Genomic DNA, 19178 nt, shown 5'->3' on the forward strand with positions numbered 1-19178 from the left:
GGCCGGCCAGCGCACCGCCTACCTGGCGCCCACCGTCGTGGAGTTCACCGGACCGGTCGACTCCCAGGCCCTGTCCCGGGCCCTGAGCCTCGTCCTCGGACACCACCCGGCACTGCGCTCCCGGTTCACCCTGGACCGCGCCCGCAGGCAGGTCTTCTACACGACGGACGGTCCCGCGCCCGAGGTCCGGGTGAGTGACTGGACCGAGCGCGGCGACCAGCGGTTCGCGAGACACGTCGAGAACTTCTGCTGGACGCCGTTCGACCTCGCCGCGGACGCTCCGGCCCGGGCCGAGATCGCGACGATCGGCGAGCGCACCGTGCTGCTCCTGGTGTGCCACCACATCGTCGCCGACGGCTGGTCCCAGCAGCTGCTGATGCGGCAGCTGGGCGAGGCGTACCGGGCGGTCGTCGCCGGCCGCCGGCCGGACCTGCCGGCGGCAGTCCACCCGGGCGCGCTCGGCGACGACTGGGCGGCGCTCGACGAGGCCGAACGCGCCGCCCGTACGGAGACGTTGCTGGCACGGCTGCGCGGAGCGCCCACCGACATCGCGCTGCCGCGTGACCGCGAGCGCCCGTCCGTGCAGGACACGTCGGGGGACAGCTGTACCGTCCGGCTGCCCGCCGCCACCAGCGCCCGGCTGCGCGCGGTCCTCGCCGGAGCGGGCGTCACCACCTCGATGGCGGCGCCGGCCCTGCTGGCCGCGACGCTCGCCCGGACCGGTGGTCAGCGGGACTTCCTCTTCGCCTTCCCCTGGGCCGGCCGCGACAGCGTCGCCGCCACCGAGGCCGTGGCCGTACTGATCCGGACACTGGTGCTGCGGATCGACCTGCGAGACGATCCCGCCTGGCGCCCGTTCCTCTCCTCCGTGCGCAAGGAGAGCCTCGCCAGCTACCGGTACGCCGACGTCCCCTTCGAGGAGCTCGTCGCCGGCCTCGACCCCGGCCGCGGCCTCGGCCGCCCGCCCGTCACCCCGGTCCTCGTGACCGCCGCGTCCGATCCACCCGCCGTGCCCGACCTCGGGCCCGGGATACGGGGTCGCCAGGTGCCGCCACCCGGGCTGCGTATCAAGTACGAACTGGAACTGACACTGCGGGACACCGACGACCGCATCGAGCTCGAACTGGCTTATGCGACAGCGCTGTTCGACCGCGCCACCGTGGAAGCCCTGCTGGCCGAGCTGGCGCGGACCGCTGACCAGCTGGCCACGCATCCGGACTCCCGAGTCCTGAACGAACTGCCCCCGGCGCCCCAGGGCGCACACGCCGACCGGCCCGACCGCGGCCCGGAGACTGGAGAGACACAGCCGTGACGGACCCGACGGAGGACATACGACGGATCTGGAGCACGGTGCTGGGCACCGAGGTCCAGGACATCGACGTCAACTTCTTCGACGCGGGTGGCCATTCGCTGCTCGTCATGGTGCTTCAGGAGCACCTGGAGGAACTCGCCGTGCGCGAGATCGCCCTCGAAGACCTCTTCGAGCATCCCACCATCCGCGCACAGGCCGGCCTGCTCGCCGGCGGGCCCGCCACCGGCGCCGTGCCCGACGCGGGCCTGGGCGCGCGCGACCGGTCGCAGCTGCTCGGCCGCAACCGCTCCGAGACCGTGGAGGACCGGGCATGAGCCGTGCGACGGACATCGCGGTGATCGGCCTGGGCTGCCGCTTCCCCGACGGCCCCGACATCCGGGCCTTCTGGGACAACCTGATGTCGGGGGTCGTGTCCACACGAGCGCAGTCCGACGAGCGGCTGCGGGCCACCGGCCTGTCCGAGGCGGAGCTGAACGACCCCAATTTCGTCCGGGTCGCCGCCACCGTCCCTGACGTGGAACTCTTCGCCGCCGAGTTCTTCGGCTACTCCCCGGCGGAAGCCGAAAGCATCGACCCCGCCCAGCGGCTCTTCCTGGAGGTCTGCTGGGAGGCGCTGGAGTCGGCCGGCCACGCGCCCGCCGGGAACGGCACGGGACCGGTGGTCGGCGTCTTCGCCAGCGGCGGTCCGAGCCCCTACACCGTCGCCCTTCAGGCGGCCCGGCTCCGTGAGGGCGGCCTCGCCGCCGCGGTCGACGACCTGGACCTCACCCTCGGCGGGGCCCCGGACTTCCTGGCCTCGCGCGTCGCGTACAAGCTGGGCCTGCGCGGTCCCTCCGTCGGCGTCCAGACGGCGTGCTCCTCCTCCCTGACCGGAATCCACTACGCCGCTCTGAGCCTGCTGTCCGGCGAATGCGACCTGGCCGTCGTCGGCGGCGCGGCCGTCAGCGACCCGCTGGTCGGCTACACCTACCAGCCCGGCGGGGTGATGTCCGAGGACGGGCAGTGCCGTCCGTTCGACGCCCGCTCCACCGGCACCGCCGCCGGCGCCGGCGCCGGCGCCGTGGTGCTCCGGCGTCTCGGCGACGCGCTCGCCGACGGTGATCCCGTGCTCGCCGTGGTCCGCGGCAGCGCGGTCGGCAACGACGGCTCCCAGCGTTCCGGCTTCACCGCGCCCAGCTCCACGGGGCTCGCCGGGGTCGTCGCCGGGGCGCTCGCCGTCGCGGACGCGGCCCCGCACACCGTGCGGTACGTCGAGGCGCACGGCTCCGGCACGCAGCTGGGTGACAGCCTGGAACTCCGCGGTCTCACCGAGGGGCTCCGTACCGCCGCCGACAGTGCGGGCACGCCGCGGCCGAGCGCGGGCGGATGCGCCCTCGGCTCGGTGAAGGCCAACATCGGGCACGCCGGCTGGGCCGCGGGCATCGCCGGATTCATCAAGGCCGTGCAGGTCGCGCACACCGGTGTCGTGCCGCCGCACCCGTCCTTCGAGCACCCCCGCGACCCGGGCGTCCTCGCCGACAGCCCCTTCCGGATCCCGAAGGAACCGTCACCCGTCGACCGCAGCGACGGTGGTGACGCGGACGGCGACGGCTGGCACGTGCTGGTCAACTCGATGGGCCTCGGGGGCACCAACGCCACCGTGGTGCTCGCCCCGCCGCCCGCTCCCACCCGCCCCGCGGCCGAGCCCGCCGACCGGGTCCGCCTCGTGCTCTCCGCGCGCACACGCACCGAACTGGACGCCCTGTCCCGCCTGGTCGCCGACAGCCTGGACGCCGGTGCCCCCGTGGGCGACGTCGCCCACACCCTGCGGGTCGGCCGCCGCTCCTTCGCCGAGCGCCGGGTCGTGACGGCGCCCCCGGAGCGGCTCGCCGCCGCGCTGCGGCTGCCTCGTCCGCCGCACGCGCGGACCGTGCGGGCCACGCCCGGGGCGGTCGTCCTGGTCGTGCCGGAGCACGGCGAGGCCCGACCGGCCAAACCGCTCCTCGACCACCTGGTGAAGGCGTTCAACGGCCGCGCCGACGTGGTGGCGGAGGCCCCCGCCACTCCCGCGCCGCACCACCAGGTCCTCTGGCTGTCGGCCGGTCCCGTCCCGGCCGGCGCCCACCACCTGGTGCTCGGACCGCGCGGTGTGCCGGAGCCGGACGCTCTCGACGAGGCGGTCACCACGGCCTGGCTGCACGGCGCCGACGTCGACTGGGCGTATCTCGCGCGGGGCACGCGTGGACGGCGACTCGCCTTGCCCACCTATCCCTACGAGCGGCGCCGGCACTGGGCCCTCGACCGCATCGACGTCCGGACCCTCGCGGCCCCCGCAGCGTCGGCCGCCACCGGGGGAGGGGCGTCCAGCGGGCGTCCGGCCGGCTCCGACACGACGGAGGAGGCGCTCCTCGGGATCTGGGCCGAGCTGTTCGGCAACCCGGAGATCGGTCTCGACGACGAGTTCGGCGCGCTCGGCGGCACCTCCCTGCTGTCGGTGAAAATGGGTCTCGAGGTCCACGCACGGCTCGGCGTTCTGGTGAATCTGCACCGCGTCGGAGGGAGCCGGGCCACCGTGCGCAAGCTCGCGGCCACGGTGCGCGCCGGGCTGAAGGCCCAGGACGCGACGTCCGCCGACGGACCGAGCACCGACGGCGAGATCGCTCACGGCGAGATCGCCGACGGCGAGGGCGCCCTCGTCGACGCCGATCTCGGGCTGTCGCTCGGAGAGGCGTCGTCCGTCACCGCCCCGGGCACCGATGTCTTCCTCACCGGGGCCACGGGGTTCCTCGGCGCGTTCCTGCTGCACCAGCACCTCGCCGCGACACAGCGCCGGGTGTACTGCCTGGTCCGCGCGGACAGCGAAGCCGAGGGCCGGCGGCGGCTGCGGGAAGCCGCGGCCTCGTACGGGCTGCCCGAACCCGATCCCGAGCGGGTGCGGGTGGTGACCGGCGACCTGCGCGAGGTCGAGAAGGTCTGCGACGCGTACCGCGACGGCGAACTGATGCGCCGGGTGGGGCACATCATGCACTGCGCCGCCCGGGTGGTGTTCACCGAGCCCTACAGCGAACTGCGCGACGACAACGTCGTTCCCACCCTCGGGCTGCTGCGCTGGGCCCGACGGCACGGCGTCCGGGAGTTCAGCTTCATCTCCTCCCTGGCCGCCACGGGACCCGCGCTGGGCGCCGACGGCCGGACCCTGGAGAGCAGGGAGCAGCCGCTCGATCCGGCCCAGGGCGGCTACGGCGTCGGCAAGTGGGTCTGCGAGCGGCTCCTCGAGCGCGTGGAGACGGACGGCATGCGCGTACGCGTGTTCCGGCCCGGCCTCATCCTGGGATCGACCGTCAGCGGCGCCTGCAACCCGAAGGACATGCTCTGGCGCATGCTGGCCGCCGGCGTCGCCACGGGCGTCCATCCGCTGGACGACCGGCCGATGCCGATGGCACCCGTCGACCTCGTGTCACGGGCCGTCGTCGACCTCGCGTTCACGCCCGGTGCGGCGGGGCGGGCCTTCCACCTCGTGGCCCCCGAAGGGGTCAGCGCACAGCGCCTGTTCGCGCTGCTCGGCGAGAGCGGACTGCCCACCGAGCCGCTGAGCCCCGCCGACTGGCTGTCCGCGGTGGCCGATCGGGCCCGCGCCTCGGACAACGAGGTGCTGAGCAGCATGGCGCTCTACGACCTCGTGGGACACGAGAGCGCCGAGAGTGCGGTGGAAGCCGAGGCATGGCGCCCCTGGCTGGCCGAGAGCGGCCACAGCCCGGAGCCCACCGGCGAGCTGCTGCGCTCCGCGCTGCGGCACCTCGCCGGCAAGGACCCGGCCTATCTGGAACTACTCGGGAGCCGAGGCGCACCCGGATCCGACCGACATGAGTGAGGAAGACGTGACGGAACGACAGCAGACCGAGCTGCTCGCTGTGCTGGGCGCAGGAGTGATGGGTGTGGGCATCGCCGCGTTGGCCCTCGGCCACGGCGTTCCGGTGGTCCTCGTCGACGTGGACCCCGACGCGCTCACGCGGGCCGCCGAGGCGGTGCCGCTGCGCATCCGCCAAGGGCAGCTCCTCGGCAAGCTGCCCCGCGAGGCGACCGTCCCCCAGCTGGTGACCACCACCTCCCTCGACGAGGTGAGGCAGGCCACGGTCGTCGTGGAGGCCGTGGTGGAGGTGCCCGCGGTGAAGGCCAAGGTCCTCGGCGAGGTGTCCGAACTGGTGGCTCCCGGCACGCCGGTGGTGACCAACACCTCCGGCATCCCGGTCGACGAGCTCGCGGGGCACACCGCCCGGCCGGCCGACGTCCTCGGGGCGCACTTCATGAACCCGCCGTACCTGATCCGTACCGTCGAGGTGATCAGGGGCCCGCGCACGTCGGAAGCCGCACTGGCCCGGGCCCTGGAGCTGCTCACCGTCCTCGACAGGGAGTCGATCGTGGTGGGAGACGGTCCTGGCTTCGTGATCAACCGGATCCTGCAGCGGATGATCAACGAGTCCGCCCGGATCGTGCAGGAGGGCATCGCCTCCCACGAGGACGTCGACTCCCTGTTCCAGGGGTGCCTCGGCCATACGACGGGCCCGCTCGCCACCGCGGACCTGATCGGCCTGGACAACGTCGTCGACAGCCTGCGGGTACTCCACGAGCGCACCGGCGACGCCGGCTACGCGCCGTGCGACCTGCTGCTCAACAAGGTCGCCGCGGGTGACTTCGGACGCAAGTCGGGGCGTGGCTTCTATGCGTACGCACCCTGACCCGACCCGTCCGGACCCCGACCCGACCACCACCGTCCCTTCGGGACCCACGACCGAGAGGCCCCTGATCACCGTGTCCACCACCTCTTCCGCCGAGCCGAGCGCCACCGAGATCGAGGCCGCGCTGCTGTCCTTCCTGGAGGGCCGCGTGAAGGCGCCGGTGGCCGCCGACACCGACCTGTTCGCATCCGGGCTCGTCACCTCCCTGTTCTCCCTCGAACTGGTCGTCCACGTCGAGACGACGTACGGCGTGGCGGTCCAGGGGGACGAGCTTCGGATGGACAACTTCCGCAGCGTGCGGGCCATGGTGGGGCTCATCGAGCGACTGCGGTCCGGACGAGGGGACGGGGCCCGCTCGTGAACCAGGTGACGGAGCAGGCGGCCGCCCTCGCCACTGCTCTCGCCGAGGGCAAGGCCGAGGAATGGGACCGTCGCGCCGAACTGCCGCGCGAGGTGATCCGAGAGCTCGGCACCAAGGGCGTGCTCTGCGCCGACGTGCCCGAGCGCTTCGGCGGCCTCGGCCTGAGCAGTCTCGACAACGGGCAGCTGATCGCGGCCACGGGCGAGGTGTGCAGCTCGCTGCGTAGCATCATGACGTCGCAGGGGATCGCCGCCTGGACCGTGCGCCGGTTCGGATCGGCCGAGCAGCAGGAGGACTTCCTGCCGCGCCTCACGTCCGGCGAGAGCGCGGGAGTGGCGTTCAGCGAGCCCGGGGCCGGGAGCGACCTGGCCGCCATGCAGACCACGATCACCCGGGACGGCGACTCGATCGTGGTCGACGGTGTGAAGGTCTGGGTGACGGGCGCCCACTACGCGTCCCTGCTCGTGGTCTTCGGCCGGTACGGCACAGGGGCCGCCATGGCCGTAGTACCGACCGACGCTGCCGGAGTCGACATCGAGCGCGTCCCGGACCCGCTCGGCTGCCGCGCGGCGGGGCACGCCACGGTGCGCCTGCGTGGCGTTCGGCTGCCCGCGGAACATCTGCTGGGCGGCGCGGGGATGCCGGTGACCATGCTGGCGACGTCGCCGCTCACCCACGGCAGGATCTCCGTGGCCTGGGGCTGCGTCGGCATGCTGCGGGCCTGCCTGCGCGCGGTCGTGCGACACAGTGCCAAGCGGGAGACCTTCGGCAGCCCGCTCTCCGAGCACCAGCTGATCCGGCGCCATGTCGCCGAGCTGTACGCGGGCGAGCGCACCGCGACCCACGCGTGTGAGCGCGCCAGCGCGGACTGGGACGCCAAGCGGCCGCAGCACATATCGGCGGCCGTGCTCGCCAAGCATGTCGCCGCCGGCCAGGCGGCGCGCGGCGCGGCCGGTGCCGTGCAGGTGCTCGCGTCGGCGGGAGCTGTGAACTCGCACGTGGTGGCCCGCGCGTACCGCGACGCCAAGCTGATGGAAATCATCGAGGGAAGCAACGAGATCAGCCAGCTGCTGCTGGCCGACGAGGCAATGACGGTGTGGGCATGACGAGGCGCGACGGGTCCGGCTCCGAGATCGGCGTGGGTGCCATCCACTGCCTGGTGCCGGACGAACGGACGAAGGTGACCGAGCTGCCCGAGATGGGTCTGCTCGGCCATGAGGAGGCCGAGTTCGCTCGCAACTCCGGCGTGGAGACCGTCGGAGTGTTCGACGGGCGTGCCACCGCCGGCCTCGCGGCCGAGGCCGTGCGCGGGCTCGGACCGGCGGACACCGGCCGACCGGATCTGCTGATCCTGGTGAGCCCCCGCTCCCCGGACGTGCTGCTCGGTTCGGACGTCGGCCAGGTGCAGGCCGAGGCCGGACTGACCGGGACCTTCGCCTTCACCGTGGACGGCCTCGGCTGCACCGGGTCCAGCGCGGCATGGGCCCTGGCGCGGGACCTGATCGTCGCGGACCCGGGCCGCGACAGCGTGGTGATCGCCCATGCCAGCCGCCCCACGGGGGCCGACCGGGTGCGCTACCCGGTCACCGTGATCGGTGACGGCGCGTATGCCATGACCATGGTGCGCGGAGGCCGGCCGGTGCTGCGAGCCCACCGGATGGAGAGCGACGGCACTTTCCACGACCTCTTCCGTGTCGACTACAAGTCCGCCCCCTGGTACGAGTGGCGGGAGGAGTGCCAGTCGGCGGACCGCTACCGGTTCGACCTGGCCATGCACAGCAGGCAGCGCCTGGGCCGCCTGGTCGACGAGGTGCTCGCCGACGCGGGAATCGGCAAGCAGGACGTCGCCGCGACGCTGATGCAGAACGTCACCGCGGGAGCCTTCGACTTCTACGAGACCCTGCTCGGTCTCCCCATCCACCCCGTCTGCCGGCGCCACCTCGAAGAGTTCGGCCATCTGGGGGCGATGGACGTCGTGCTCAACCTCCAGCTGCTGCTCGACGAGGGCGGACTGCGGCGCGGCGATCACGTGCTCGTCCTGAACAACAGCCCGGTCGCCGCCTGGGCTGCCACACTCTGGGAGATCTGACCATGTCGCAATCCGCAGCCGGGCCGACCCCGGACGAAGCCGGCCGGCCTCTGATCAAGTGTCTGGTCTGGGACCTGGACAACACCCTGTGGCGCGGGACGCTCCTCGAGGACGAGGAGGTCGAGCTGCCCGAGGAGATCCGGCGCACCGTGAAGGAGCTGGACGCGCGGGGCATCCTGCAGTCCGTCGCCAGCCGCAACGACCACGACCTCGCCCAGGAGCGGCTGGAGAAGCTCGGGGTGGCCGAGTACTTCGTCGTTCCGCAGATCGGCTGGGGCCGCAAGTCGGACTCCGTACGCGCCATCGCGAGCCGGCTCCAGTTCGCCGAGTCGGTCGTCGCCTTCATCGACGACCAGCCCGCCGAGCGGGCCGAGGTGAACCATGAACTGCCCGCCGTGCGGACCTACGAGGCCGAGCGCGCCACGGAGCTGACCTCGCTGCCCGAGTTCAGTCCCGCCCACGTCACCGAGGACGCGGCGAACCGCCGGGCGATGTACCAGGCGGGCTTCCAGCGCGAGCAGGCCGAGCAGGAACACGTCGGATCGAGCGAGGAGTTCCTCAGGTCCCTCGACCTGCGCCTGCTCATCGAGCACGCCGGCGAGGAGCACCTGGCGCGGGTCGAGGAGCTGACGCTCCGCACCAGCCAGATGAACGCGACCGGCGTGCACTACTCGGACGCCGACCTGCGGGCCCTGCTCGCCGACCCCGACCACGACGTCCTCGTCATGAGCCTGACCGACCGCTTCGGCAGCCACGGTGCCGTCGGCGTGATGCTCCTGGAGCGCGGTGAGAAGACCTGGCGCCTCAAGCTCCTGGCCACCTCCTGCCGCGTGGTCTCCTTCGGCACCGGTGCCACGATCCTGCGCTGGCTCATCGCCCAGGCGCACCGTGCCGGAGTGCACCTGACCGCCGACTTCCGGGCCACCGACCGCAACCGGATCATGGAAGTGGCCTACCGGTTCGCCGGGTTCGGCCAGGAGCAGTGCGCGCACTGCGGGCCCGCCGCCGAGGCGGAAGCGGCCGACGCCGGGGAGACCGGTGTCCAGCGGCTCCACCTCGTCCCCAGCGCACAGGACGTCTCGACCACCATGCGCGTCACCGCGCCGACGCTGGGCGCCGACCGGCTCCACTCCGTGCACGAGTGCTACGGCTACCGCGTGGAATGCTCCTACGACGTCGCCACCCGGGGCGTCGTACGGGACTTCTTCGGCCCGGCCGTGGCCGAGGACGCGCTGACCGGGGCCCACAGCCGCACCGTCCGGCTCGCCCTGTCGGTGCAGGACGGCCCGGCCTTCGAGCCCGTGAACCCGCCGCACAACCTGGCCGTGATGACGGGCGACCCCATCCTGATCGACACCGTCAGCTCCCGCTGCGTGTTCGACCCGACGAGCGGCTCGGGCGAACTCACCCTGGCCCGTGCCGACCTGGAGAACTCCGCCGTCTGGGGCCGGTGGATCCTCGAACGGCTCTTCCTCTACCTCATCTGCCGCTCCCCGCGCAGCTATCCGCTGCACGCGGGTGCGGTCGAGGTCGACGGGCGCGTCGCCGTCCTGACGGCCGCCGCGGGCGTGGGCAAGTCGACGTTCACGTACTGGGCACTGCACCGCGGCGCGCGCCTGGTGGGCGAGGACATCCTGGCCCGGAACATGGACGAGCCCGGCGGCGCGCTGTGGGGCTACCCGCGCGCCCTGTACCTGACCCCTGAGATGATCGCCCGCGGTACGGGCCTCCAGGACGCGACCGCCGCGCCGATCGAGAACGGCACCAAGTGCCGGGTCACCGTTCCGGAGACGCTGGAGGACCGGCTCCTTCCGAGGGCCCGCCCCTCCTGTCTGGTCTTCCTGGTCCGGGGCGAGGGCGCCGCGCCGCGCGAGCTGGACATCGACGAGGCCCTCGACCGCTGCCGCGAGGACTACGCCACGGCGAAGGACGCCGAGGGCGTCGCCGCGGTGGAGGAGGACCTGAGGGCGCTCCTGGCGGGGCTGCCCCTCTGGGAGTTCGAGGTCTCCGAGGACCTGGACGAGAGTTACGACAGGCTGCACGCCGCCCTCGTCGCGCTGCCGGCGAGGGCCGCCGAGTGACCAGGAGAACCGTGCACGAGCTCAAGCAGGCCACCTCCCTCTACGAGGTGTTCGCCGGGCAGGCCGCCCGGCGCCCGGACGCCGTGGCGATCACGGACGGCCCGGTCGAGGTTACGTACGGCGCACTGGAGACCGCGGCGCGGGAGTACCGCGCCGCCCTCGTGCGGCACGGGGTCCGGCCCGGGGACCTGGTGGGCATCAGCCTGGAACGAGGCTGGGAGGTCGTCGCGGCGATCCTCGGCGTGCTCGGACACGGCTGCGGGTACGTGCCGCTGGATCCCTCGTACCCGGCGGACCGGCTCGCCTTCATGGCACGCAACAGCGGCGTGCGCTCGGTGATCTCGGCACCGGACAACGCCGCTCTGCCCGCCGGTTTCGACCCGGTGGCCCGCTCGGCCGGCGACGCGGCCGACGCCGAGCCCCTGCCGAGGCCCGCGGGCACACCGGCCTACGTGATCTACACGTCGGGTTCGACAGGGCGCCCCAAGGGCGTGGCCGTCCCGGAGAGCGCGGTACTCGAACTGTTCCGGTCCTGCGCCGACGGACCGTTCGAGTTCGGCCTCGACGACGTGTGGACCCAGTACTTCAGCTACAGCTTCGACTTCTCCGTGTGGGAGATCTGGGGCAGCCTGCTGTTCGGCGGACGTCTCGTGATCGTGCCGCCGGAGACCACGCGTCGTCCCGGGGCCCTCCTGGAGCTTCTCGCCGAGCAACGGGTCACGGTGCTCAATGCCGTCCCGAGCTTCTTCAAGTACATGCCGAAGGCGTACGAGCGCGCTCCCGTGCCCCTCGCGCTGCGCTACGTGGTCTTCGGCGGCGAACAGCTGGACCCCCTGTCGGTCCGCCGGTGGATGGACCTGCGCCCGGGCGCGGAGACCCTGGTGAACATGTACGGGATCACCGAGACGACCGTGCACACCACGTTCGGCGCGCTCACCGCGGACCGGGTGGCGTCCGACGGGTCCGGCACCTGGATCGGGGAGCCGCTCGCGCACCACCGGATGGCCCTGCTGACCACGGAGGGGCAGCCGGTGCCCGAGGGCGAGCCGGGCGAGGTGTACATCGCCGGCCCGGGGCTCGCCGACGGATACTTCGGACAGCCGGACCTGACGGCGGAGCGGTTCCTCCGGCTGAAGCTGGCCGGTGACGACGAGACGCGCATCTGGTACCGAACGGGTGACGTCGCCCGGCGGTTGTCCGACGGGACCTACGTGTACCTGGGCCGTAACGACCGGCAGATCAGCCTGCGCGGTTTCCGCGTCGAACTGGGCGAAGTCGAGGCGGCCCTGCGTGCCGAGCCCGACGTCCTCGACACGGTCGCACTGACCGAGGAAACGGCCGGCGGCGAGTCGCTGCTCGTCGCGTACGTGGTCCTCGCCGAGGACCGGGCGGCGACGGAGCTCACGGCGAGGCTGCGGGAGGCGTGCCGTACCCGGCTGCCCGCGCACATGCTGCCCAACCGGATCGTGGTGGTCTCCGAGATGCCGCTCGCTCCGTCGGGCAAGCTCGACAAGGCACGGCTTTCCACGGACAGCGGGCTGCGGGTGGCCGTGGGATGAGTCTGGAGATCGAGCGCAAGTTCATGGTGGCGGAGGGCTGGCAGGTGCCCCCGGGCACCACCGGCGAGCAGCTGCGCCAGGCCTATCTGTCGCCACCGGGCGCCGCCGTGGAGTTCCGCGTCAGGGCCCGGCGGGACGTCCACGTGATGACGGTGAAGACCTTCGACGCCGCCTCGGGGGCCATGGTGCGCCAGGAGGTCGAGTTCGAGATCGACGAGGCGGTCTTCACGCAGCTCTGGGAGCTGGCCGGCGGCGACTGCCTCAGCAAGTACCGCTGGAACGTTCCTCTGGAGCGCCACGTGGCCACCGTGGACGTGTACGACGGGCACCTGGCCGGGCGGCGCGTGGTCGAGGTCGAGTTCGACAGCGTCGAGGAGGCTGAGAGCTTCCGGCCGCCCGACTGGTTCGGCGAGGAAGTGACCGGCAGCCCGGCCTGGAGCAACCGCGACCTCGCGGCTTCGGCCCGCGCGCTGCCCGAACGACAAGGAGAGACCCGATGAACCGGCACGTCGCCTTCGAGCGGCTGCACAACTTCCGTGACCTGGGCGGCTACCGTGCGTCCGACGGCCGGACCGTCGCCTGGCGCACGCTGTACCGGTCCGACTCGCTCGGCAAGCTGCAGGGGGCGGACTGGGACAAGTTCCTCGCGCTCGGCGTGCGGACGGTCATCGACCTGCGCTACCCCTGGGAGATCGAGGCCAAGGGCCGCGTGCCCGAGGCCGAGCGCTTCCACTACGTCAACCTGAGCATCGAGCACCGGCCGTACGACCAGGCGGAGATCTCTCCCGACGTCGACCCGTGGCGCTACCTCGCCGACCGGTTCGCCGAGGTCACGGAGGACGGGGCCGAGGAGATCCGCCAGGTCCTCGAGCAGATCGCCGAGGGCCCCGGCCCCGTCGTCTTCCACTGCACCTCGGGCAAGGACCGCACCGGGCTCGTCGGAGCGTTCGTGCTCACCCTGCTCGGCGTGGACCGAGACGACGTCCTCGCGGACTTCGCGCTGACGGAGCTGGCCACGGAACGCCTGCTCGCGGACTGGCAGGCAGCCAACCCGGACCGGGTCATGAAGTGGCCCGGCTACGGACGCGCTCCCGCGCGGATCATGGAGCTGGTCCTGGCGGACCTGGAGAACCGCTACGGGTCGGTGCACGGCTACCTCAAGGACCGGGTCGGACTCACGGACGACACGGCCGACCGGCTGCGGTCGCGGCTCCTCACCGGCGGGGAAGCCTGAGCATGCCCGGAACGAACCTGACGGCCCAGGAGGCCGCACACCGCTCGCACGTGGTCACCGTGGACACGTACGACATCGCGCTGGACCTGCGCGCCGCCGCCGACTCCGCCACCTTCCCGTCGGTGACCGAGATCGGCTTCGACTGCGCCGACCCCGATGCGCCGCTCTTCCTCGACCTGCGGGCGCCCGAGGTCCGGGAGGTCGTGGTCAACGGGCATTTCCTGGACCCGGACCAGGTGTTCCAGGACTCCCGGATCGCACTCGCGCACCTCGTGGCCGGCCGCAACGAGGTGCGGGTGGTGGCGGCCTGCGCCTACACGAACACCGGCGAGGGGCTGCACCGCTTCACCGATCCGCTCGACGGCGGCACCTACCTCTACTCGCAGTTCGAGGTGGCGGACGCCCGGCGGGTCTTCGCCTGTTTCGACCAGCCGGACCTGAAGGCGCAGTTCCGGTTCACCGTGACCGCGCCCGCCGACTGGACGGTGCTCTCGAATTCCGGCACCGTCACCGTCACCGGCCCGCGGTCCCTCGGGGACGACCGGGACGGGGACGGCACCGGGGGCCGGGCGGGTGCCACCGTCTGGTCCTTCGACCCCACGCCGAGGCTCTCCACCTACGTCGTGTCCCTCGTCGCCGGGCCGTACCACGCCGTGCGCGCGGAGCACCGGCGCGGAGACCGCACCATCCCGCTCGGCCTGTACTGCAGGAAGAGTCTGGCCCCGCACCTCGACCCCGACGAGATCCTCGCGGTGACCCGGCAGGGCTTCGACTGGTTCGAGGAGCGATTCGGCCACCCGTACCCCTTCGAGAAGTACGACCAGATCTTCGTCCCGGGCTTCAACGCGGGCGCCATGGAGAACGCGGCCGCCGTCACCTTCCACGAGAAGTACGTGTTCCGCTCGCGGGCGACCGAGGCGGCCCGCCGCAAGCGTGCCGCGACGATCCTGCACGAGCTCAGCCACATGTGGTTCGGCGACCTGGTCACCATGGCGTGGTGGAACGACCTGTGGCTCAACGAGTCCTTCGCCACCTACAGCTCGTTCGCCTGCCAGGCGCTCGGACCCGACCCGCGGTGGGCCGACGCGTGGACGACCTTCGCCAACCACCAGAAGGCCAAGGCGTACCGGCAGGACCAGCTGCCCTCCACCCATCCCGTGGTGGCGGAGATCCGCGACCTCGACGACGTGCTCGTCAACTTCGACGGCATCACGTACGCCAAGGGCGCCTCCGTGCTCAAGCAGCTGGTGGCGTACGTCGGCACGGACGCCTTCTTCGCGGGCGTACGTGCCTACTTCGCCGCCCATGCCTACGGCAACACCCGGCTGGAGGACCTGCTGGCGGCACTGGAGGAGGCCTCTGGACGTGACCTGGGGTCCTGGTCGAAGCAGTGGCTGGAGACCCCGGGGATCAACGTGCTGCGCCCCGAGATCGAGACGGACCCGAACGGGATCGTCACCGCCTTCCGCGTCCACCAGGAGGCACCGGCCCTGCCGCCCGGCGTCCACGGCACGGCGACGCTGCGCCCGCACCGCATCGCGGTGGGCTGCTACACGCTCGAGGGCGCCGACCAGGTGCTGCGGCGCACGTACCGCACGGAACTGGACGTCGCGGCCGCCGCGTACACGGACGTGCCCGACATGGTGGGACGCCGCCGCCCCGACGTGGTGCTGGTGAACGACGACGACCTCAGCTATGCCAAGCTGCGCTTCGACGAGGCGTCCCTGCGCACCCTGACGCGGCGCCTCGGCTCCATCGCCGACCCGCTGCCCCGCGCCCTGTGCTGGGCGGCGGCGTGGGACATGACGCGGGACGGCGAGTTGGCCGCCCGGGACTACGTGGGTCTGGTGCTCTCCGCCATCGGCTCGGAGAGCGACATCGGCGTGGTGGAGACCCTGCACCGTCAGGTCCGGCAGGCGCTCGCGGACTTCACCGACCCCGCCGCCCGCGATCGCCTCACCGTCGCATGGGCCGACGCCGCCCTCGCGCGCTCGCGTACCGCCGCACCCGGCAGCGACCACCAACTCGCCTGGGCCCGCGCCTTCGTGGCGGCCGCCCGCACCGGCGAGCACCTCGACCTGCTCACCACGCTCCTCGCCGGCGGGACACCGGTGCCCGGACTCACCCTGGACACCGAACTGCGCTGGGACGTCGTGGTGCGCCTGGCCGCCACCGGTCGCCTCGGCGAGGACGGCATCACGGCCGAACAGCGCCGCGACCCCACACCCGCGGGCGAGTGCCGCGCGGCGACCGCCCGGGCCGCCCGGCCCGACGCGACGGCCAAGGCCGCCGCCTGGGCCTCCGTGGTGGAGCGGGGCGACCTGCCCAACCAGCTCCAGCGGGCGGTCATCGCGGGTTTCGCCGAGACCCCCGACCTCGCCCTCCTCGCGCCGTACACGGACCGGTACTTCGCGGCGGTTCTCGACGTGTGGCGGACCAGGAGCCACGAGATGGCCAAGCAGATCGTGCTCGGCCTGTTCCCCGCGGCGGCGCACGGCCGCGCCGCGCTCGACGGGGCCGAGGCCTGGCTCGAGCGCCACTCCGTGGCTCCGCCCGCGCTGCGCCGCCTGATCCTCGAGCAGTACGACGACGCCGCGCGCGCCCTGCGCGCACAGGCCACCGACCGGGCCCGGAGGGGATAGCCGTGCGAGAAGACCTTTACGAGTTCTACGGGTACCGGGTCGCCTGCACGGTCCCCGCGGAGGCCGAAGCCGTGGTGGGCAGGCTCTTCGGCGCACCGCTGCGGGACGGTGACGCCTCCCGCGCGGCCTGGACGCCGCAGACCGTCCACCTGTCCGTCGAGCTGACCGACACCGACAGCGACCCCGTGCCGCCGCCGTACTTCCCGGAGCACTGGGACACCTCGGACGTCGTCGTCCTCGACACCGCAAGCTCCCGGGCGGAGGTCACCCCCGCGCGCTGGACGGTACGGGTGACACTGGCCCGCTCCGACCTCGGCAACCCCGTCGTGTGGGGACGCTGGCTCGTCGAGAAGGCCTTCCTCGTCCTCACACTCCGTTCCGGTCGGCACTACGGGCTGCACGCCGGCGCGCTCTCCGTGGACGGCCGCGCGGCCCTGGTCACCGCGGACAGCGGTGTCGGCAAGTCGACCTTCACGGCCTGGGGCCTGTTCAAGGGCGCCGACTTCGCCGGCGAGGACGCGATGATGCGGCACATCGACGACCCGGAGGGCCGCTTCTGGGGCTACCCCCGTTGCGCCTACCTCGACCCGGCTCTGATCAAGGGCAGGCCCGAGCTCGCCGACGCACCGGCCGCGCCGGTTCCCGCGCGCGAGAAGAGCCGCGTCGAGTGGCCCGCCCGTTACGAGAGCCGGCTGCTGCCCGCCGTGCGCCCGCGGGCGCTGCTCGTGCTGACCCGCGAGCACGAGACGGTCCGGCCGCTGGACATCGACGCGGTGCTCGGCCTGTGCCGCGACGACTTCGCCGCGGGCAAGGCCGACCCCGCGGTACTGGAGCGGGTGGAGGGCGATCTGCGCGAGCTCCTCTCCGGCATGAGCCTCCTCCAGTTCGGCCTCTCCACCGACCTCGACAGCAACTTCGCACGTCTGGCAGCAGTGCTGCACGGCTGACACGGACCCGCACCACCATGAACGAGAGAGTGATAGGCGACATGGGCCCCACGAACTGGAGCACCCTCACGCGTATGCCCGTCAAGGCGTACCACTACGAGCTCGACACCTGCTTCCGCGAAGGGCTGAGCGAGTGCCAGGAGGCCTTCGGTGACCAGCGGGAGGAGGTCCTGCACCGCTCCGCGCTGATGCTCGTCAAGCCCGACGGCATGGCCACCGGGAAGCTCAGGGTGATCCTGGACTTCCTGAACGACCACGGGTTCGACGTCGTCGGCGCGGAGATGTTCCACTTCAACCGGCACACGGGCCGTGAGCTGTGGCGCCACCAGCACACGCTCGCCACGCTGGACCGCCTCGCCGTCAACGACATCGTGCTCCAGGCCGGCCCCAGCCTCATGCTGCTGCTGCGCAGCCACGGCGGCCACGCGGTCCCGGCGACCGTGCACCTCAGCTCGCTCAAGGGCAAGGCGGACATCTCGCAGCAGGCCGCGGACAGCCTGCGCAGCCTCCTGAAGCGTCCCAACCGGCTGTGCAGCATGATTCACTGTGCCGACGAGCCGGCCGACCTGGTCCGTGAGCTGAACCTGCTGATGGATCCCGCACCGCGTCGCCGGTTGCTCGGCCGGCTGGCCGCGGGCGTCCCGTCCCAGGCGGACACGGACCTGCTCGACCGGGTGCTGCACTCCGGCGAGTTCGGCGGGGTGACCCTCGACCGCGCGGCCGCCGCTCGTCGCATCGACGAGCTGGTGAGGGAGCGCGCCGCCGAGCGCCCCGACCTCGCGAAGCCCGCGGGGCGGATCCTGGCGTGGCTGGACGCCGCGGAGCGCGGTGAACTGCTGCCGTGGCGGGAGTTCGCCCAGGTCCTCGCCGTGCTCGAACTCAAGCTGGACGTCTGGGACCTCGCCATGCTGGGCGCCAGTCACATCCAGGAGGACGAGCCCGGCGCCATCAAGGTGATCGGCAACCCGGCCCCCGACTCCTGGCTGACGTGATCACGCCCGTCGTACGGCTCGCCGGGCCCAGACGCCCCTGAGCACAGCCGCCACCCGGAGCCCCGACCGTCGCCGTCCGCCGCCACCCCTCTGATCAAGAAAGGCCCCCACCGTGTCCGTTCGAACCACCGCCCAGCCACCCTGGTGGTCGCAGCTGCCACCGGGCGGGGAGCCGGGCCCCGTACCGCGCGCCCGGCTCCTCGTCGTGCCGCACTCCGGCGGTGGCCCGAACCGCTACCTGCGGCTGCTGGGTGGCCTCGCGGACGATATCGAGGTGCTGGGGCTCACGCTCCCGGGCCGGGAGCGCCGCAGGACGGAGCGGCCCGGTGCCACTCTGGACGAGGTGCTCGCCAGCCTCTCCGCGATCCGCCGGCCCGAGCTGCCCACGCTGGTACTCGGGCACAGCCTGGGCGCGACGCTCGGTCTGCACCTCGCGCACGCGCTCGGTGAGCACTGCGTCGGTCTGATCGCGTCGGGGCAGGAACCGCGCGACGGCGCCGGCCGGCTCTCCGAGCAAGCCGGCGACGAGGACGTCCTCCGGCTGCTCGAACGCGGTGGGGACATGCCGTCCGCGGTTCTGGAGCACGAGGGATTGCGCGCGTACCTCCTGGAACTCCTGCGCACGGACCTGCGGCTCGGCAGGGAGAGCGCCGAGCGGAGCAGGGGCCTGCGCATCGACGCGCCCATCACGGTGCTGTGCGGACGGGAAGACCGACTGGTCGACCAGGACAAGCTGGCGGGGTGGCGCGCACACACGTCCGCCGACTGCGAGGTGCGGGTCTTTCCCGGCGGGCATTTCGCCCTCTTCGATCCGAACAACCTGCGGCACTACATCGAGGCGGTGGAGCGTCACTTCGCCGCGGTCGCAGAACTCGCGAGCTGATGTCCGAGGCAACCGCCGGAGCCTTTCGACCGCGCCTGGTGTCATGGGCGCAGAAAACGGGTCCCGACGCGCGCAATGACCCCGCACAAAGGCGTGCCCGTGGGGTGAGCGACTCTACTTTCACACGGAATCCATCGCCGTGGCGCGATCGGATCCACCTATGATCCTCTGCAATCCGAAGTCAGGCAAAAAGCAATCTCTGGGGGAAATTGTGCCGGAAGTCAACGACCTGGCGCGTCCGACGACGAAGCCCGAGGCATCGGCGGACACGCTGCACACGTGGTTCGCCCGCCAGGCCGCCCGGAGCCCCCGGGCCACCGCGCTCGTCGCCGGTGGCAGCTCCCTGTCGTACGCCGAACTGCA

The 19178-nt window shown here is 72.4% G+C and carries 16 protein-coding genes; all 16 read left to right on the forward strand.

What is annotated here, in order from left to right; all coding sequences use genetic code 11:
- Window positions 1-1312: condensation domain-containing protein (locus IE312_RS09305; RefSeq protein ID WP_189980181.1), on the forward strand; the 1312-nt coding region annotated here is incomplete at its 5' end.
- Entirely contained in the window at window positions 1309-1626 is a 318-nt protein-coding gene (locus IE312_RS09310) for a phosphopantetheine-binding protein (RefSeq protein WP_189980182.1), read from the forward strand. The genes IE312_RS09305 and IE312_RS09310, both read left to right, overlap by 4 nt.
- Window positions 1623-5162 carry a thioester reductase domain-containing protein gene (locus tag IE312_RS09315; RefSeq protein WP_189980183.1) on the forward strand — a complete coding sequence of 1180 codons (3540 nt, stop codon included), beginning with the start codon at window positions 1623-1625 and terminating at the stop codon, window positions 5160-5162. The genes IE312_RS09310 and IE312_RS09315 overlap by 4 nt, the downstream gene beginning before the upstream one ends.
- A complete protein-coding gene (locus IE312_RS09320) occupies window positions 5155-6027 on the forward strand; it encodes a 3-hydroxyacyl-CoA dehydrogenase family protein (RefSeq protein WP_189980184.1) in 873 nt (290 codons plus the stop codon). Before IE312_RS09315 ends, IE312_RS09320 begins: the two co-directional genes overlap by 8 nt.
- A 73-nt stretch (window positions 6028-6100) precedes the next feature.
- On the forward strand, window positions 6101-6388 hold the full coding sequence (locus IE312_RS09325) for an acyl carrier protein (protein WP_229899399.1): 288 nt from the start codon (window positions 6101-6103) through the stop codon (window positions 6386-6388).
- Window positions 6385-7494, forward strand: a complete 1110-nt coding sequence (locus tag IE312_RS09330; protein ID WP_189980186.1) for an acyl-CoA dehydrogenase family protein — start codon at window positions 6385-6387, stop codon at window positions 7492-7494. The genes IE312_RS09325 and IE312_RS09330 overlap by 4 nt, the downstream gene beginning before the upstream one ends.
- On the forward strand, window positions 7491-8477 hold the full coding sequence (locus tag IE312_RS09335) for a 3-oxoacyl-[acyl-carrier-protein] synthase III C-terminal domain-containing protein (protein ID WP_189980188.1): 987 nt from the start codon (window positions 7491-7493) through the stop codon (window positions 8475-8477). The genes IE312_RS09330 and IE312_RS09335 overlap by 4 nt, the downstream gene beginning before the upstream one ends.
- Window positions 8478-8479: 2 nt before the next feature.
- On the forward strand, window positions 8480-10558 hold the full coding sequence (locus tag IE312_RS44270; protein WP_189980190.1) for an HAD-IIIC family phosphatase: 2079 nt from the start codon (window positions 8480-8482) through the stop codon (window positions 10556-10558).
- A gap of 11 nt (window positions 10559-10569) precedes the next feature.
- Window positions 10570-12117: an amino acid adenylation domain-containing protein gene (locus IE312_RS09345; RefSeq protein WP_189980192.1), complete on the forward strand. Its 1548-nt coding sequence runs from the start codon at window positions 10570-10572 to the stop codon at window positions 12115-12117.
- Complete coding sequence (locus IE312_RS09350; RefSeq protein WP_189980195.1) at window positions 12114-12617, forward strand: CYTH domain-containing protein; 504 nt, start codon at window positions 12114-12116, stop codon at window positions 12615-12617. Before IE312_RS09345 ends, IE312_RS09350 begins: the two co-directional genes overlap by 4 nt.
- Entirely contained in the window at window positions 12614-13351 is a 738-nt protein-coding gene (locus tag IE312_RS09355) for a tyrosine-protein phosphatase (RefSeq protein ID WP_189980197.1), read from the forward strand. The genes IE312_RS09350 and IE312_RS09355 overlap by 4 nt, the downstream gene beginning before the upstream one ends.
- Before the next feature lie 2 nt (window positions 13352-13353).
- Window positions 13354-15993, forward strand: coding sequence for an aminopeptidase N (pepN, locus tag IE312_RS09360; protein ID WP_189980199.1), 2640 nt, complete (start codon window positions 13354-13356; stop codon window positions 15991-15993).
- Between the two features lie 2 nt (window positions 15994-15995).
- Window positions 15996-16940 carry a phosphoenolpyruvate carboxykinase (ATP) gene (locus tag IE312_RS09365; protein ID WP_189980201.1) on the forward strand — a complete coding sequence of 315 codons (945 nt, stop codon included), beginning with the start codon at window positions 15996-15998 and terminating at the stop codon, window positions 16938-16940.
- A 17-nt stretch (window positions 16941-16957) separates the two neighbouring features.
- Window positions 16958-17932: a nucleoside-diphosphate kinase gene (locus IE312_RS09370; protein WP_189980203.1), complete on the forward strand. Its 975-nt coding sequence runs from the start codon at window positions 16958-16960 to the stop codon at window positions 17930-17932.
- 112 nt (window positions 17933-18044) lie between these two features.
- The gene (locus IE312_RS09375) at window positions 18045-18815 is read left to right on the forward strand and encodes a thioesterase II family protein (RefSeq protein WP_189980204.1); all 771 of its coding nucleotides are present in this window, start codon (window positions 18045-18047) and stop codon (window positions 18813-18815) included.
- A gap of 160 nt (window positions 18816-18975) precedes the next feature.
- A partial coding sequence (locus IE312_RS39335; protein WP_229899401.1) for a hypothetical protein occupies window positions 18976-19178 on the forward strand: 203 nt, incomplete at its 3' end.

Origin of the sequence: Streptomyces capoamus, assembly GCF_014654935.1 — a bacterium.
Classification (GTDB): Bacteria; Actinomycetota; Actinomycetes; order Streptomycetales; family Streptomycetaceae; genus Streptomyces; species Streptomyces capoamus.